At 69.9% G+C, this 16,876-nt stretch carries 10 protein-coding genes; 8 read left to right on the forward strand and 2 right to left on the reverse strand.

Annotated features, from left to right (window positions below):
• Nucleotide 1: 1 nt before the first annotated feature.
• Nucleotides 2-6,538, reverse strand: a complete 6,537-nt coding sequence (locus BG90_RS15060) for a non-ribosomal peptide synthetase (protein ID WP_082094609.1) — start codon at nucleotides 6,536-6,538, stop codon at nucleotides 2-4.
• Nucleotides 6,539-6,910: 372 nt separating this feature from the next.
• On the opposite strand from BG90_RS15060, the gene BG90_RS15065 reads away from it, so the two are divergent.
• Nucleotides 6,911-8,212: an MFS transporter gene (locus tag BG90_RS15065; RefSeq protein ID WP_010115905.1), complete on the forward strand. Its 1,302-nt coding sequence runs from the start codon at nucleotides 6,911-6,913 to the stop codon at nucleotides 8,210-8,212.
• A 223-nt stretch (nucleotides 8,213-8,435) separates the two neighbouring features.
• On the opposite strand, the gene BG90_RS15070 is transcribed toward BG90_RS15065, so the two are convergent.
• Entirely contained in the window at nucleotides 8,436-9,722 is a 1,287-nt protein-coding gene (locus BG90_RS15070) for an MFS transporter (protein WP_010115904.1), read from the reverse strand.
• A 314-nt stretch (nucleotides 9,723-10,036) separates the two neighbouring features.
• Here BG90_RS15070 and BG90_RS15075 point away from each other — a divergent pair, with 314 nt between their 5' ends.
• The 7 genes from BG90_RS15075 (at nucleotide 10,037) to BG90_RS15105 (ending at nucleotide 16,853) form a co-directional block, all read left to right on the forward strand.
• Complete coding sequence (locus BG90_RS15075) at nucleotides 10,037-10,543, forward strand: DUF1993 domain-containing protein (RefSeq protein WP_010104486.1); 507 nt, start codon at nucleotides 10,037-10,039, stop codon at nucleotides 10,541-10,543.
• 813 nt (nucleotides 10,544-11,356) lie between these two features.
• On the forward strand, nucleotides 11,357-11,758 hold the full coding sequence (locus BG90_RS15080) for a DnaJ family domain-containing protein (RefSeq protein WP_010104485.1): 402 nt from the start codon (nucleotides 11,357-11,359) through the stop codon (nucleotides 11,756-11,758).
• Nucleotides 11,755-12,336 (forward strand): tRNA adenosine(34) deaminase TadA, encoded by a 582-nt coding sequence (gene tadA, locus BG90_RS15085; RefSeq protein WP_010104484.1) that lies wholly within the window; start codon nucleotides 11,755-11,757, stop codon nucleotides 12,334-12,336. The genes BG90_RS15080 and tadA overlap by 4 nt, the downstream gene beginning before the upstream one ends.
• A gap of 56 nt (nucleotides 12,337-12,392) precedes the next feature.
• Complete coding sequence (gene ldcA, locus BG90_RS15090; protein WP_010104483.1) at nucleotides 12,393-13,334, forward strand: muramoyltetrapeptide carboxypeptidase; 942 nt, start codon at nucleotides 12,393-12,395, stop codon at nucleotides 13,332-13,334.
• Between the two features lie 324 nt (nucleotides 13,335-13,658).
• On the forward strand, nucleotides 13,659-14,354 hold the full coding sequence (locus tag BG90_RS15095) for a GntR family transcriptional regulator (RefSeq protein ID WP_010115903.1): 696 nt from the start codon (nucleotides 13,659-13,661) through the stop codon (nucleotides 14,352-14,354).
• A 152-nt stretch (nucleotides 14,355-14,506) separates the two neighbouring features.
• On the forward strand, nucleotides 14,507-15,997 hold the full coding sequence (locus tag BG90_RS15100) for an NCS1 family nucleobase:cation symporter-1 (RefSeq protein WP_038801975.1): 1,491 nt from the start codon (nucleotides 14,507-14,509) through the stop codon (nucleotides 15,995-15,997).
• A gap of 10 nt (nucleotides 15,998-16,007) precedes the next feature.
• Nucleotides 16,008-16,853, forward strand: coding sequence for an aspartate/glutamate racemase family protein (locus BG90_RS15105; RefSeq protein WP_010115901.1), 846 nt, complete (start codon nucleotides 16,008-16,010; stop codon nucleotides 16,851-16,853).
• The last annotated feature ends 23 nt before the right edge of the window (nucleotides 16,854-16,876 follow it).

Here is a 16,876-nt window from a genome sequence, read left to right on the forward strand (position 1 = left end):
CTCAGAGGGCTTTGTCGAGAGTGGTGAGGCGCGAGCCGTCCTGCTCGGCGGAAATCCGCGCGCGCACGCGCGGCGCGCGGCGAACGGGCGACGGCGTGTCCGGCCCGCGCGCGTCGGCGGCGAGCGAATCGATCCACGCGGCGAGCGCGTGCAGCGTCGGCTGCGCGAACATGCCCTGCAGCGGCAGATCGATGCCCGTCGCATGCCGCGCCGCGTTCAGCGCCTTGAGCGACGCGATGCTGTCGCCGCCGAGCGCGAAGAAGCTGTCGTGGCGGGACGGCGAGCGGCCGAGGACGCGGGTCCAGATATCGGCGAGGAGGCGTTCGGTGGGGGTGGCGGGCGGCTCGTGGGCGACGGCGTCGGGGAGGGCCTCGGGCGCGGGCAGCGCGCGGCGGTCGAGCTTGCCGTTGACGGTGAGGGGCAGCGCGGCGAGCGCGACGAAGTGCGCGGGGAGCATGTGAGCGGGCACGCAGGCGGCGAGATGGGCGCGGAGCGCGGCTGCGTCGAATGCGTTGAATGCGCGGCTCGGGCGGTCCGGTTCGCTGGAACCGGGCGGCGGCGGGTTCGAATCGCTCGCGCGGCCGGCGTTGTCGATGCCGCGTCGCGTGACGTACGCGACGAGCCGCGCATTGCCGCGTGCGTCGGCGTCGCAGACGACGGCGGCGTCGCGCACGGCCGGATGCCGCCGCAGCGCGGCCTCGATCTCGGCGGGCTCGATCCGGAAGCCGCGGATCTTGATCTGCTGATCGGCGCGGCCGAGATAGTCGATCTCGCCGTCGGCGCGGCGCCGGGCGAGGTCGCCCGCGCGATAGCGTCGCGCGCCGGGCGGTCCGGACGGATCGGGGACGAAGCGGGCGGCGGTGAGGCCGGGCCGGTTCAGATAGCCGCGCGCGACGCCGGGGCCGCCGACGTGAATCTCGCCGGCGACGCCGTCGAGGGCGGGCGCGCCGTGGGGATCGAGGATCTGCAGCGAGAGATCGGCGAGCGGTTCGCCGATCGGGCAGAGGGCGGCGTCGGCGTCGGCATCGGCGCGTTGCAGCGGGCGGGCGGTGACGTGGACGGTGGTTTCGGTGATGCCGTACATATTGACGAGCCGGGGGCGCGCGTCGCCGTGGCGGCCGAACCAGCCGCGCAGGCTGGCCGGGGCGAGCGCCTCGCCGCCGAACACGACGAGGCGCAGCGCGGGGAGCGGCGCGGGCTGCCGGTCGAGCAGGCGGAAGGCGGACGGAGTCTGGCTGAGGACGGAGACGCGGTGATCGCGGAGGAAGCCGGCGAACGCGAGCGGGTCGCGGCTCGTCTCGTAAGGGACGAAGACGGCGCGCGCGCCGTGCAGCAGCGCGCCCCACAGCTCCCAGACGGAGAAGTCGAAGGCGGTCGAATGGAAGACGCTCCAGACGTCGTTGCTGGAGAGTTCGAACGGGTCGCGGGTGACGTCGAAGAGGCGCAGGACGTTCGCGTGCGTGACGACGCAGCCTTTGGGCGTGCCGGTGGAGCCGGACGTGTAGATCACGTAGGCGGCCTGGTCGGCGCAGAGGGTGCGGGGCGGCGCGGGACGCGGGGCCGCGTCGCCGTCGAGCTCGATCGCGCGGCGGGGCAGGCCGTGCGGGGGGAGCCGGTCGAGCTCGTCGGTCATGCCGACGATGGCGATCATCGCGCTGTCGTCGATGAGCAAGCGCAGGCGCTCGCCGGGATAGGCGGAGTCGAGCGGCACGTAGGCGGAGCCGGTCTTGAGGATGGCGAGCATGCCGATCGCGAAATGGATGTCGCGGCCGGTGCACAGGCCGATGCGCTGCTCGGGGCGTGCGCCGATCGCGCGCAGCGACCAGGCGAGCGCGTTGGCGCGGGCGTCGAGCTGGGCGTAGGTCAGCGAGCCGGCGTCGCCCGAGACGGCGAGGGCGGCGGGATGACGGGCGGCGATCGCCTCGAACGCGCTGCATAGATTCGCATGGCGCGGCATCGGGGCCGCGGCCGTGCGCGCGGTTGGCGCGTCGCGTACGCCGGCGACCGGCATCGCGAGCCACGACGCGTCGACGTCGGCGGCGATGTCGCGCAGCGCCGCGTCGAGTACCGCGAGATGCCGCTCGATTTGCGGCGCGGCGAAATGCGCGACGTCGTAATGCAGCGAAACGTCGACGCAGTCGGCGGCCGGGTCGCGCGCGAACTGCACGAGCAGCGGAAAGTCGGTTTCCTCGCGGGCCTCGAAATTGACGACCGCGACGCCGGGCAGCGCGAGCGCGTCGCGATAGACATGGAAATGGATGTAGTTGAATGCGACGTCGAACAGGCGGCCGGCGCCGGCCTCGTCGGCCATCGCGGCGAGCGGCAGGCGCTTCAGCGCGTCGAGCTCGCGTTCGGCGGCGGCCACCTGCCCGATCAGCGCCGCCCACGAGCCGGGCGCGAGCCGCGCGCCGAACGGCACGGTGTTGAGGAAGAGGCCCGCCGCCCGCGCGCTGCGAGGATGATCGGGCCGGTTGTGGACGACGTAGCCCGTGACCGGCCGGTCCGATCCCGTCAGCATCGATAGCGTGCGCAGATGCGCGGCGAGCAGCAGCGAGCGCAACTCGACGCGGAGTGCGCGGGCGCGCTCGACGAGCGCGAGCGACAGCGCCGACGGCACGCGCCGCACGACGCGCTCGACCGCGCGCCGGCCATCGGGGGCGCGCGCCGCGCCGCGTTCGTTGGCGTCGCCGTTCGCGAGCGGCGTCGCCGGCGAATGCGCGAGACGTTCGCGCCACGCGCGGCGCAGTGCGTCGTTCGCGAGCGCGTCGCGCTCGGCGGCCGCGTGCAGCGCGAGCACGGGCGCATCGCTTTCGGGCGCGGCCGCTCGGCCGCCGCATGCGCGGACGATGATGTCCGTCATCAGCGACGCGACGCTCCAGCCGTCGACGATCGCGTGATGAAAGCTCAGCGTGACGTCGATCGCGTCGTCGGCCACGCGATGGATGAAGAGCCGCAGCATCGGACCGTGCGAGACGTCGAAGTCGCGCCGCTGCTCCGCGTCGACGAACGCGCGGAGCGCGGCCCGCTGCGCCGCGTCGTCGAGCGCGCGGCAATCGAAGACCTGCAGCGCGGGGGCGGCTTCGCGCCGGATCAACTGCAGCGGCGCCGAGAAGCCGTCGAGCGCGAACACGGTGCGCAGCGCCGCGTGCGCGCGCGTTGCGGCCGCGAGCGCGCCGCGCCACGCGGTCTCGTTCCATGCGGCGATCCGCAGCCGGTAGCGGAACACGTCGTGGAAGACCGCGCCGCCGTCGCGCTCCCGATGGAACAGCATGCCGAGCTGCAGGCGCGACATCGGCAGCGCGTCTTCGAGTCCGTCGGGCAGCGATGCGCGGTCGGCGTCCGTCAGCAGTTCGAACGGCACGGGCGCGGCGGGGGCGGCCGCACCCCATTGCGGATCGCGATCGACCGCTTCGGCGAGCGCCTCGAGCGTCGGACTTTCGCGCAGTTGCCGCGGCGATACGTAGACGCCTTGCGCGCGTGCGCCGGTGACGACGGCGAGCGAATTGATGCTGTCGCCGCCGAGCGCGAAGAAGCTGTCGTGGCGGGACGGCGAGCGGCCGAGGACGCGGGTCCAGATGTCGGCGAGGAGGCGTTCGGTGGGGGTGGCGGGCGGCTCGTGGGCGACGGCGTCGGGGAGGGCCTCGGGCGCGGGCAGCGCGCGGCGGTCGAGCTTGCCGTTGACGGTGAGGGGCAGCGCGGCGAGCGCGACGAAGTGCGCGGGGAGCATGTGAGCGGGCACGCAGGCGGCGAGATGGGCGCGGAGCGCGGCTGCGTCGAATGCGTCGAATGCGCGGCTCGGGCGGTCCGGTTCGCTGGAACCGGGCGGCGGCGGGTTCGAATCGCTCGCGCGGCCGGCGTTGTCGATGCCGCGTCGCGTGACGTACGCGACGAGCCGCGCATTGCCGCGTGCGTCGGCGTCGCAGACGACGGCGGCGTCGCGCACGGCCGGATGCCGCCGCAGCGCGGCCTCGATCTCGGCGGGCTCGATCCGGAAGCCGCGGATCTTGATCTGCTGATCGGCGCGGCCGAGATAGTCGATCTCGCCGTCGGCGCGGCGCCGGGCGAGGTCGCCCGCGCGATAGCGTCGCGCGCCGGGCGGTCCGGACGGATCGGGGACGAAGCGGGCGGCGGTGAGGCCGGGCCGGTTCAGATAGCCGCGCGCGACGCCGGGGCCGCCGACGTGAATCTCGCCGGCGACGCCGTCGAGGGCGGGCGCGCCGTGGGGATCGAGGATCTGCAGCGAGAGATCGGCGAGCGGTTCGCCGATCGGGCAGAGGGCGGCGTCGGCGTCGGCATCGGCGCGTTGCAGCGGGCGGGCGGTGACGTGGACGGTGGTTTCGGTGATGCCGTACATATTGACGAGCCGGGGGCGCGCGTCGCCGTGGCGGCCGAACCAGCCGCGCAGGCTGGCCGGGGCGAGCGCCTCGCCGCCGAACACGACGAGGCGCAGCGCGGGGAGCGGCGCGGGCTGCCGGTCGAGCAGGCGGAAGGCGGACGGAGTCTGGCTGAGGACGGAGACGCGGTGATCGCGGAGGAAGCCGGCGAACGCGAGCGGGTCGCGGCTCGTCTCGTAAGGGACGAAGACGGCGCGCGCGCCGTGCAGCAGCGCGCCCCACAGCTCCCAGACGGAGAAGTCGAAGGCGGTCGAATGGAAGACGCTCCAGACGTCGTTGCTGGAGAGTTCGAACGGGTCGCGGGTGACGTCGAAGAGGCGCAGGACGTTCGCGTGCGTGACGACGCAGCCTTTGGGCGTGCCGGTGGAGCCGGACGTGTAGATCACGTAGGCGGCCTGGTCGGCGCAGAGGGTGCGGGGCGGCGCGGGACGCGGGGCCGCGTCGCCGTCGAGCTCGATCGCGCGGCGGGGCAGGCCGTGCGGGGGGAGCCGGTCGAGCTCGTCGGTCATGCCGACGATGGCGATCATCGCGCTGTCGTCGATGAGCAAGCGCAGGCGCTCGCCGGGATAGGCGGAGTCGAGCGGCACGTAGGCGGAGCCGGTCTTGAGGATGGCGAGCATGCCGATCGCGAAATGGATGTCGCGGCCGGTGCACAGGCCGATGCGCTGCTCGGGGCGTGCGCCGATCGCGCGCAGCGACCAGGCGAGCGCGTTGGCGCGGGCGTCGAGCTGGGCGTAGGTCAGCGAGCCGGCGTCGCCCGAGACGGCGAGGGCGGCGGGATGACGGGCGGCGATCGCCTCGAACGCGCTGCATAGATTCGCATGGCGCGGCATCGGGGCCGCGGCCGTGCGCGCAGCCGGCGCGTCGCTGCGCGATGGCTTCGCCGGAACGAGGCGCGCGTTCGTATCGTCGAGCGCTTCGCGCATCACCGACCGGAACGTTTCGACGAGCGCATTTGGCGCGAGATCGCCGAAGCACGAATCGTTCGTGTCGAAGTCGACGAAGATCGGGCGCCGTGTGTCGAAGTCGCGCACGTAGACCCGCAGCGGATAGCTTTGCACCGGCGTGCGCAGCGGCGTCACCGTCATCGACGTGCCGTCGAACGTCGCATCGTAGTCGTGCTTTTCGTACGACAGGCTCACTTCGAACGGAAGGCGGCCCTGCTCGCCGGCGAGCGCGTCGAGCGGATAACGCTGATGCCTGAAGTCGGCCTTCAACTGCGCGGCGATGCGGGTGACGAGATCGGAGAACGTATCGGCCGGCGCGGCCGACGTGCGCAGCACGCAGAAGCCGAGAAAGAGGCCGATCGTCTGCTTGTCGGTCGCGGTGCGCCGATTCAGGATCGGCAGTCCGATCGCGAGATCGCGCGCGGCGACGAGGCGAAACAGCGTCGCGTGCAGGACGGCTGCGAAGAAATGGAATGCGTTCGCGTGTCGCGTTCCGGCCCAGGCGCGCACTTGGGCGGCTTCGCGCGCGGTCAGCTCGAGCACCGTGCGGCGGTTCGACAGCGACGTCGCGCGGCGGAAATACGTGCTGTCGTACGACGCGAGACGTTCGGCCCAATATCGGCGCGAGGCGGCGCATTTGCCGGACGACAGGTAGGCGCGCTCGTCGTCGAGCATCGACTCGATGCGCGTCTCGCTCCACGCGACCGGTTCGCCGCCCGCGCGCAGCCGGTTGTATGCATCGCAGAGCAGCGTATAGAAGCGCGACGTTGCCCACCCGTCGAACAGCGTGTGGTCATACTTCACATAGGCAATGTGCTCGGTGTCGCCGACCCTGATCAGCACCATGCCGTTCGCGATCTCGCGCCCGTCGGACGCGAAGGGGCGGCGTTCGAAATCGTCGTCGACGAAGCGCCGCGCGGCCGCGTGCGGATCGGCGTGCGCGCGCAGGTCGAGCGTGTCGCGCGCGAAGCGCGCGTCGTCGTGCACGATCTGGAACACGCCGTCGACGCCGTCGTACAGCGATGAGCGCAGCGCCGGGCTGTGCCGCGCGACGAAGTCCGCCGCGCGCCAGAACAGATCGTGATCGAGCGGGCCGACGATGCGCGCCGTCGCGCCGATATTCGCGAGCCGGTGGTCTTCGTGGATCTTTTTCGCTGCGTGGATGTTGCGCTGTGCCGCCCGCAAGGGATATCTCATCTGACTGCCCGCAGTAGATTGATTCGCTTTCGAATGTCCTTCGGATGTCGACTCGTCGTGCACGCGTCGCGGGACGAGCGGCGTCGCGCTCGCGTCGTTCGTCCCGATTCGGCCTTCGGCGTCTGTCGACGAACGCGGGCGGCGATCGCGGCCGTTTGCAAGTGACGCAAATTAAAGCACCGCGCCGGCGGAGCGTCTGTCCCCGGAACGCCGGACAACGGCCTTCGTCATGCATTCCCGTGACAGACATCGCGCATGGCCGATGATCTAATCCGGCAGGCCTGTCCGCGCTGCCGTCGCGCGGCGCGCACGCCGATCGCGACGACGTTCGCGCCGCTTGCGCTTGATCGTGCTCGAACCGATAAGGACTGCATGTCGCTAGGTCGACGTTTCTATTTTTTCTGGCTCGGCGAGTCGTCGATGCAGTTCGGCGCGGCGCTGATGTCGTTTGCGCTCGGCGTGTGGGTCTATCGGCAGACCGGCTCGGTGATGGCGTTCTCGAACACGGTGATCGCCGCGACGCTGCCGTCGTTGCTGATTCTGCCGTTCGCAGGCGGTCTCGCCGACCGGGTCGACCGGAAGACCATCATCGTCGCGGCGGACGCGACGCTCGCGCTGTTGACGTCGCTGTTGCTGGCGCTCCTATGGACCGACCGGTTGCAGCCGGTTCATCTGTACGTCTTCAACGGCTGCGCATCGGCGGTCGGCGCGTTTCGGACGCCTTCGTATCAGGCATCGATCAATTCGATCCTGGAGAAGGGCCCGTTGACCCGCGCGAACGGCTTGATCGGCATGGGCAAGAACGTCTCGACGCTCGTCGCGCCGTTGCTCGGCGGGATGATCATGGGCGGCGTCGGGCTGCAGGCGGTATTCGCGATCAATCTCGTCGCGAGCGGCGCGGCGATGCTGTTCGTGATCGAGGCGCTGCGGCATCTCGGCCCGGCGCGCGGCGATCCGTATCGCGCAGGCCGGCCGCTGATCCGCGACGTGCTGACGAGCATCGCGAGCGCGCTGCGCTTCTTCCGGGCGGAGCCGCTGATGCTCGGCCTGCTCGCGTACGTGACGATCCAGAGCGCGCTGATTTCGCTCGCGACGCTGATGATCGCGCCGCTCGTGCTCGCGAATCACGCGAGCGAACAGCTCGGGCTCGTCTATGCGTCGGCGGCGCTTGGCGGGTTTGCCGGCATGTCGCTCCTCGTCGCGACGACGAATCCGCAGCGCCTGATGCTGATCGTCGTGGCGGCGGACGCCGTGCTGTCTCTGTGCATGCTGTCGATCGGCCTCGTGTCGGCGACGTCGTCGTATTGCGCGATCGCGTTCGTCGCGCTCGCGGCGGGCAGCGTCGCCGAAGGATGCTGCAACGCGCTGTGGATGCGGAAGATACCGGTGCGGCACAAGGCGAGCGTGCTGTCGCTCGTCAGCATGTCGACGATTGCGACGGTGACCGCCGTCGTCGCGGCGAGCGGATTCGTCGTCGATCGTTTGCTCGAGCCCGCGCTGTCGGCGGGCGGCGCGGCCGCGCAGATCGCGAGCGCATGGTTCGGCATCGGCAAGGGCGGGGGCGTCGCGCTGCTGTTCGTCGTCAGCGGCGCGGCGAGCGTCCTGCTGTGCGCCTGCACGTTCGCCTATCCGGGCACGCGCAGAATCGATCTGCTCGTGCCCGACGGGGCCTGACGAACGATGCGCGGAAGCGAGGCGGCGCGAAGCGGCAAAGCGGTGCGCCGCACCGGCCGCTCGCGCCCGGCGTCGCGGCGGCTTCGCGCGGCCGATCGATTGCCGTCGGGATGCCGTCGGGATGCTGCTCGGGACGGCGGCGCTCGACGCAACGCGATCCCGGCTGCCCGAGTCCGAATGCGATATATCGGCGGCAGAGCGGACCTCGCGCGCCGATAGGCGACTACCGCGCTGTTTCGCTACCGCGCTCGTTCGCCGTGATGCGAAGCGGGAACTCGCCCGGCATCAGCCTGAGCGTCGCCGCCCAGAACGCGAGCGCCGCCGCGCTGACGGACGCGCCCAACATGCAGACGCCACGCCATCCGGCCGTCGCGTAGACCGCGGTCGACGCGATCGCGCCGAGGCCGCTGCCTGCCGAGTAGAACAGCATGTAGACGGCGACGAGCCGGCTGTGCGCGTCGGGCTGCGCGCGGAAGATCATGCTCTGATTGATCACATGAATCGCCTGCCCGCCGACGTCGAGCAGCACGATGCCGGTCACGAGCGCGCACAACGACGCGGGCATGAGCGACAGCGGCAGCCATGATGCGAGCAGCAGCGCGAGCGCCGTGCCGCTCGTCAGTTGTCCGAAGCCGCGGTCGGCCCAATGCCCGGCGCGCGCGGCGGCGAGCGCGCCCAGCGCGCCGACGATCCCGAACGCGCCGATCGCGGTGTGCGAGAACCCGTAGGGCGGCGCGCTCAGCGGCAACACGAGCGCATTCCAGAAGATGTTGAACGCGGCGAACATCAGCAGTGCGATCGTTCCGCGGATCTGCAATACGCGCGCGTCGCGCAGCAGCACGAAGAGCGACACGATGAGGCGCGGATAGCCGATGCGCGGCGATGCCGGCGCGAGGCCGGGCAGCTTGCGCCAGAGCAGCGCCGCGAGCACGAGCATCGTCGCCGCCGAGCAGAAATAGACGCTGCGCCATCCGGCCAGATCACTGACGACGCCCGCCAATACGCGCGCGAGCAGCAGCCCGATGACGACGCCGCCCTGCGCGGCGCCGACCACGCGTCCGCGCTCGTGCGACGCCGCGGCGCTCGCCGCATACGAAATCAGCCCCTGGGTCATTGCCGTGCCGAAAAGCCCCGCGCCGAGCATGCCGGCGAACAGGACGGACGCGGCGGGCGCGATGCCGACGACGGTCAACGTCGCCGCGAGCGCGAGCGATTGCACGAGCATCAGCCGCCAGCGGTCGACGAGGTCGCCGAGCGGAACGAGCAGCAGCAGCGCGAGCGCGCAGCCGACTTGCGTCGCGGTCACGACGCCGCCGATCGCCGCGCGTCCGATCGCGAACTCGGCGGCGAGCGCATCGAGGAGCGGCTGCGCGTAATAGACGTTGGCGACGCTCAGGCCGCTCGCGCAGGCGAACAGCGCGACGGCGCCGCGCGGCAGCGTCGCAGACGCCGCCGGGGAATCGGTCGTGCGAATCGGAGGGGCGGCAGGCGCCGCTTGGGGAGCTTGCATGCGAGTGTTCCGTTTGTGTAGTTGCAAAATGAAACTATGCGGAGAATAGATCTGATGGTTTTGAAATGCAACTGGATGGCGCAAGGTCGCGATGCAGAGGCGAGGTCGTGATCGCGGCGAAGGGCGCGACGGCAGGAAAGCGGGTTCGAGGCCGTGAGTCTTCCCAGTGGTCCCGTGCGTATCGCACACCGAACGCCGCCGAACGCCGCCGCGCGACGGCGAGCGTGGCCGGCCGATCCGGTCTATGCTACGAAGCCGGCGTCGGCCGCAGCCGGCCGCCCGCGGACAATCAACGAACCCGTCAAGGAGAACCCATGGCACTTTCGATGTACGACGTCTCGATTCCCGCTCTGATTCGCGGCCTGAACAACCTGTCGGCCGTGCTCGACAAGGGCGATGCGCACGCGCGCTCGCAGGGCATCGATCCCGCCGAACTGGTTCGCGCGCGGCTCCACGACGACATGTACTCACTCGACGCGCAGGTCCAGCGGGCGAGCGATACCGCAAAGGGATGCGGCGCGCGGCTCGCGGGCATTGCGGTGCCGTCGTTCGCCGATACGGAAACGACGTTCGCCGAGCTGCGCGCGCGCGTCGGCAAGACGATCGATTTCCTGAAGACGATCCAGCCGGTGCAACTCGACGGCAGCGAAACGCGCACGATCGAGCTGCCGCTGCGGGACGGCGTGATGACGTTCGACGGCAAGTCGTATCTGCTCGGCTTTGCGCTGCCGAATTTCTATTTCCATACGACGACCGCGTACGACATCCTGCGGCACAAGGGCGTGCCGCTCGGCAAGATGGATTATCTCGGCGGGCGCTGACGCGAAGCCGGCGCGCGGACGCCGTCGCCGGCGGCTTCCGCGGGCAGTGATTCGGAACAATTGGGGCGATTCGGGGCGATTCGGTGGCCCGGCGACTCGCCGATCGGGAATGGGCGCGCCGCCGGAACAAGGAATGGCTTGCTGGAGCAGAGCCGGGAAGACGCTAGGGCCGTGATCGTCGAAGATGAGGCGACGGGCGTGTCCTCGGCGTATTCGGCCCGGAAGCGGGAGGTGGCCGAGCCTGTCGCGAAGCGCGTGCGCATGACGAAGCGACGGCTGTCGGACGACGTCGCGCGAAACGGGCCGGGGCGCCGGCGAGGCGCAAAAGGCAAAAGACAGAAAGCAAGGACGAGCGATAGCGACCGCAGGTCATTGCAGGCCGAACGAGCGAAAAGCCGCCGTCGACAGCCGCCCGCCGGCGGCCATGCCGCGAGCGGCGGGCGTTTCGCCGCCCGAATCCGCTCCCGCCGCGCGTTCCGCTGCGTCTAGAACCTCAGCCCGGTCGCACACCCGCCCGCAAACCCGCCATTGCCGCCGACGCCGCTGCACATCGCGCCGCAGCCCGACGACAGTCCGGCGACGGCGAGCGAAGCGGCAAAAACGAGGGCGCGAACACGGCGCCGAATGGCGATCGACATTGCTTCTTTGCGCTGAGCGAGCGTGGAGCGGCAAGCGCCGCGCGGTTGGAGAGGCCGCAGCAAGAATAGCGCCTTTCCCCGCGTCCGGGCTCGGATATCGAGCATTTGCTCGGATGGGCTGGACCTGGGCGCGCTGCCTGCTAAAATCCGCATGCCGCATTGTTATGAAATCCCGATGAAACTGCTTGACGCTCTAGTCGAACAACGTATCGCCGCCGCCGCCGCGCGGGGAGCGTTCGACGATTTGCCGGGCGCCGGCGCGCCGATGGAACTGGACGACGATCTGCTCGTTCCGGAAGAGGTGCGCGTCGCGAATCGGATCCTGAAGAACGCGGGCTTCGTGCCGCCCGCGGTCGAGCAACTGCGGGCGCTGCGCAACCTGCAGGACGAACTGCGCGCGGTCAGCGACCGCGCGACGCGTTGCCGTCTGCAGGCGAAGATGCTCGCCCTCGACATGGCGCTGGAGTCGCTGCGCGGCGGCCCGATGGTCGTGCCGCGCGAATACTGCCGCCGCATCGCCGAGCGTGTGTCCGAGCGCGTGCTCGGCGACGCGCAGGGCGAAGCGGGGCCGATGTGAGGCCCGCCGACGCGTCAGCAGCCGGCATCCTGCCCGACGAGCCGCCATCGCCGCTCGCGCGCGCCGACGCCGAGCGCGATCGCCGCTACATGCGCATGGCGCTCGAAGCCGCCGACGAAGCGCGCGCGGCAGGCGAAGTGCCGGTCGGCGCGGTGATCGTGCGCGGCGACGAGGTGATCGCCCGCGGCTTCAACCACCCGATCGGCGGCCACGATCCGTCCGCCCACGCCGAGATGGCCGCGCTGCGCGCCGCCGCGCGCGCGCTGCGCAATTACCGGATGCCGGGCTGCGAGCTGTACGTGACGCTTGAGCCGTGCCTGATGTGCTCGGGCGCGATCATGCACGCGCGGATCGCACGCGTCGTGTTCGGCGCGCCCGATCCGAAGACGGGCGCGTGCGGCAGCGTCGTCGACGCGTTCGCCGATGCGCGCCTGAACCATCACACGGCGGTCGAAGGCGGCGTGCTCGCCGACGAATGCGGCGCGGCGCTCAAATCATTCTTCGCGGAGCGGCGGCAGGCGATCCGCGAGGCTCGCCGCGCGCAGCAGGCGCCCGATGCGCCGCCGCGCGACGAATGAACCGAGCGGTGCGGGGCGCCTCTAAATACGTCCGATCGATTCTTCCCAGCGAATTCATGACTTCCACGTTCCGCACGCCGCGCACCATCCGCCTTCTCGCGCCCTCCGGTTATCCGCACGACCCCGCCGCCATCGATCGCGCGCTCGAACGCCTGAGCGTCGAGCAGCATCGCGTCGAGAACCTCGACGCGACGCAGCGCCGCTATCAGCGCTTCGCCGGCACCGACGGCGAGCGCGCGGGCGATCTGAACCGGCTCGCCGACGCGTCGCTGCCGCTGCCCGACATCGGCCTCGCGGTGCGCGGCGGCTACGGCGCCGCACGGATTCTTCACGGGCTCGACTATCGGGGGCTCGAAAGCCGGCTGCGCGACAAGCCGATCGCGCTCGTCGGCCACAGCGACTTCACCGCCATCCAGCTCGCGCTCTACGCGAAGGCGCGCGTGAAGACGTTCGGCGGGCCGATGCTGTCCGCCGATTTCGGCGCGGAAGCGCCGAGCGCGTTCACGCTCGCGCATTTCTGGCAGACGCTCACGCAGCCGTCGACGACGATCGTCTCCGACGTGCCGCAAACGCAAGTCGTCAACGCGTCGGGCACGCTGTGGGGCGGCAACCTGGCGATCGTCTCGTCGCTCGTCGGCACGCCGTACATGCCGCAGATCGAAGGCGGGATCCTGTTCGTCGAGGACGTCAACGAGCAGCCGTTCCGGATCGAGCGAATGATCTACCAGCTTCATCTCGCGGGCATCCTCGCGCGCCAGCAGGCGCTCGTGCTCGGCCAGTTCACGGGCGCGCGCCCGTTCGAGTACGACAACGGCTACGACATGCAGACGATGATCGACCAGGTGCGCGGCGTGATCGGCATTCCGGTCGTCACGGGACTGCAGTTCGGCCACGTGCCCGATCTGCTGACGCTGCCGTTCGGCGCGCGCGCGGAACTCGTCGCGAACGAGCACGGCTTCAGGCTCACGATGTCGGACTATCCGTGCCTTGCGGCGTGAGCGCCGCGCGCGTGCGGATGCGGAACGAAAAGGCGGGCGACCGCCTTTTTTTGTGCGCTATTACGCAACTAACGATCCACCGTCGCAACGTGCCGGAGCTGTCGCGGCGCATCATTCGGAGGCGAAATTGTCGACAAAAAAGAGGGGCGCTTGCGTCGATAGTCTCGATTGAATGCGCTGAAAGCTCGATGCGATGCGCCAAAGAGGGGCAATGGTTCCAACATCGAGCAAACCGAATCGCCGGGATTGTGCAAAATCACGAAACAAAATTGTTGACAATGTTTATGTCCAATCTAGGATGCTGTCCATAACGAGATGCGAACCATGACGAAGAAAGATTCCGCTCAGACGGGCGCGAGCCCCGAGTCGATCGCCGAACGGATCCGCACCGCGATCCTCGAGCATCGGCTCGCGCCCGGCACGAAGCTGACGGAAGCGCAGCTGTGCGAAGTGTTCGGCGTGAAGCGCGGCCCGATCCGGCAGGCGCTCGCGCTCCTCGCGACCGATCGGCTCGTCGACCTTGAGCCGAATCGCGGCGCGTTCGTCGCGAGTCCGACGCTGCAGGACGTGCACGAGGTGTTCGAGATGCGGCGGATCGTCGAGCTCGCGGTGATGGAGCGGCTCGCGACGGGACCGGGCGCGAAGCGCCTGAAGGGCGTCGCGGCGATGATCGACAAGGAGCGCAGCGCATTCGAGCGGCGCGACTTCCCGGCGTGGATCCGCCTGTCCGGCGAGTTCCATACCGAGCTCGCGGCGCTGACCGGCAACACGGTGCTGCGCGATTGCCTGGAGGGGCTCGTCGCGCGCTCGACGCTGATGTCGGCATTGTATGAATCGCACGGGCGCAGCCCGTGCTCGTTCGACGACCATGCGCAGATCCTCGCGGCGCTCGAAGCGGGCGACGCGAAGCGCGCGGCGCAACTGATGGCGCACCATCTGCAGCACGTCGAGCTGAAGATGCTCGATCGGCCGGCGCAAGGCGCGGTCGATCTGCGCGAGGTGTTCGGCAATCCGGGCTGACGGCCCGGCCGTGCGCCCCAGCGCTCACTGAACTGACGAAATGCCGGGAGGCCGCGCACGCGGCCGCCCGCCAGGGCGGCGCCGGGCGACCACGTTCGGGCCGCGTTTCAATGACGATCGCGCGGCTCGTCCGCGGCAGGCAAGGAGATGTCATGGCTCAGTTCAGTGTGGCGCAGCAAAGCGCCTCGTATCGGCCGAACGAAGATCGCCCCGGCGATCCGGACGGCGGCGCGGCGGTGCCCGCCGGCTACAGCAAACGTCTGTACAACGAAGATCTCGCGCCGCTCGCGAACCAGAACTGGGGCGCATACAACATCTTCGCGTTCTGGATGTCCGACGTGCACAGCGTCGGCGGTTACGTGTTCGCGGGCAGCCTGTTCGCACTCGGCCTGACGAGCTGGCAGGTGCTGGTCGCGCTGATCGTCGGCATTTCCGTCGTCAACGTGCTGTGCAATCTGATCGCGAAGCCGAGCCAGCAGCTCGGCGTGCCGTATCCGGTCGCGTGCCGCGCGACGTTCGGCGTGCTCGGCGCAAACGTGCCCGCCGTGATCCGCGGGCTCATCGCGATCGCATGGTACGGAATCCAAACTTATCTCGCGTCGAGCGCGCTCGTGATCGTCGTGCTCAAGTTCTTCCCGCAATGGATGCCGTACGCGGACGTGCATCGCTATGGCTTCCTCGGGCTCTCGGCGCTCGGCTGGGCGGGCTTCATGCTGCTCTGGGTGCTGCAGGCGCTCGTGTTCTGGAACGGGATGGAGACGATCAAGAAGTTCATCGACTTCGCAGGCCCGGCCGTCTACGTCGTGATGTTCATCCTCGCGGGCTACATGGTGTGGCGCGCGGGCTGGCGCAACATCGGCCTCAATCTCGGCGGCGTCAAGTATCACGGCGCCGAAGTGATTCCGGTGATGGCGACGGCGATCTCGCTCGTCGTGTCGTATTTTTCCGGACCGATGCTCAACTTCGGCGACTTCTCCCGCTACTGCGGGAGCTACGCGGGCGTGAAGCGCGGCAATTTCTGGGGGCTGCCCGTCAATTTCCTCGCGTTCTCGCTCGTCACCGTGATCACGACGGCCGCGACGCTGCCTGTGTTCGGACAACTGATCACCGATCCCGTCGAGACGGTCGGCCGCATCGACCATCCGACCGCGGTGATCCTCGGCGCGCTGACCTTCATGATCGCGACGATCGGCATCAACATCGTCGCGAACTTCGTGTCGCCCGCGTTCGACTTCTCGAACGTCGCGCCGCGCCTCATCAGCTGGCGCGCGGGCGGGATGTTCGCAGCGGTCGCGTCGGTGTTCATCACGCCGTGGAATCTCTTCAACAATCCCGCCGTGATCCATTACACGCTCGACGTGCTCGGAAGCTTCATCGGGCCGCTGTACGGCGTGCTGATCGTCGATTTCTACCTCGTGAAGCGCGGCGCGCTCGTGCGCGGCGATCTGTACACGATGTCGACGGACGGCGCGTACTGGTATCGCGGCGGCGTGAACCGGCGAGCGATCGCGGCGCTCTTGCCCGCGGCCGCGATCGCCGTCGCGTGCGTGATGGCGCCGGCGCTGTCCGGATTCGCGAACTTCTCGTGGTTCATCGGCGCGGCGCTCGGCGGCGTGTTCTATCTCGCATTCGCAAAAGCATGACGGAGTCCGTATGAAGATCAAGCTCATCAATCCGAACACGACGCAGCGGATGGCCGACACGATGGGTCGCTGCGCGCGCGAGGTCGCATCGGCGGGCACGGCGATCGTCGCCGTGAGCCCGTCGATGGGGCCGCCCTCGATCGAAGGCTATTACGACGAGGCGCTCGCGACGCCGGGCCTCCTCGCCGAAGTCGCGGCGGGCGAGCGCGACGGCTTCGACGGCTATGTGATCGCGTGCTTCGGCGATCCGGGGCTGTACGCGGCGCGCGAGCTCGCGCGGGGGCCCGTGATCGGCATCGCCGAGGCGGCGATGCATGCGGCGAGCGTGCTCGCGCCGGGCTTCTCGGTCGTGACGACGCTCGCGCGCACCTGCGGGATGGCGTGGCATCTCGCCGAGCGCTACGGGATGAAGCGTTTTTGCCGCAACGTGCGCGCGACCGACGTCGCGGTGCTCGATCTCGACAAGCCCGGCTCGGCCGCGCGCCGCGTGATCGTCGACGAATGCCGGCGCGCGCTCGACGAGGACGGCGCGGACGCGATCGTGCTCGGCTGCGCGGGAATGGCGGAGTTCGCGCACGAGATCGAGGCGGCGATCGGCGCGCCCGTGGTCGAGGGCGTGACGGCCGCCGTCAAATGGGCGGAGGCGCTGATTGCGCTCAAGCTCTCGACCGCGAAGCGCGGCGACTTCGCGCGGCCGCTCGCGAAGCGCTACGACGGCGAGTTCGCGCGCTTCAGCCCGGGCGGCGCGCTCGCGCCCGGGCATGCCGCGCCCGCCGGCACGGCTGCATCCGGCACGGCGACGCTCGCCGCCGCGACGCCCGACGTTTTTCCGCAACCGCACATACATTCCGTCTGACATGCACTATCCGTGTGCCCGTA

It is taken from the genome of Burkholderia oklahomensis C6786 (genome assembly GCF_000959365.1).
GTDB lineage: Bacteria > Pseudomonadota > Gammaproteobacteria > Burkholderiales > Burkholderiaceae > Burkholderia > Burkholderia oklahomensis.

Bases quoted from the DNA above. Each gene is read 5' to 3' on its own strand.
- BG90_RS15060 (WP_082094609.1), bottom strand. From the start codon at position 6,538: ATGAGATATCCCTTGCGGGCGGCACAGCGCAACATCCACGCAGCGAAA.
- BG90_RS15065 (WP_010115905.1), top strand. From the start codon at position 6,911: ATGTCGCTAGGTCGACGTTTCTATTTTTTCTGGCTCGGCGAGTCGTCG.
- BG90_RS15070 (WP_010115904.1), bottom strand. From the start codon at position 9,722: ATGCAAGCTCCCCAAGCGGCGCCTGCCGCCCCTCCGATTCGCACGACC.
- BG90_RS15075 (WP_010104486.1), top strand. From the start codon at position 10,037: ATGGCACTTTCGATGTACGACGTCTCGATTCCCGCTCTGATTCGCGGC.
- BG90_RS15080 (WP_010104485.1), top strand. From the start codon at position 11,357: ATGAAACTGCTTGACGCTCTAGTCGAACAACGTATCGCCGCCGCCGCC.
- ldcA (WP_010104483.1), top strand. From the start codon at position 12,393: ATGACTTCCACGTTCCGCACGCCGCGCACCATCCGCCTTCTCGCGCCC.
- BG90_RS15095 (WP_010115903.1), top strand. From the start codon at position 13,659: ATGACGAAGAAAGATTCCGCTCAGACGGGCGCGAGCCCCGAGTCGATC.
- BG90_RS15100 (WP_038801975.1), top strand. From the start codon at position 14,507: ATGGCTCAGTTCAGTGTGGCGCAGCAAAGCGCCTCGTATCGGCCGAAC.
- BG90_RS15105 (WP_010115901.1), top strand. From the start codon at position 16,008: ATGAAGATCAAGCTCATCAATCCGAACACGACGCAGCGGATGGCCGAC.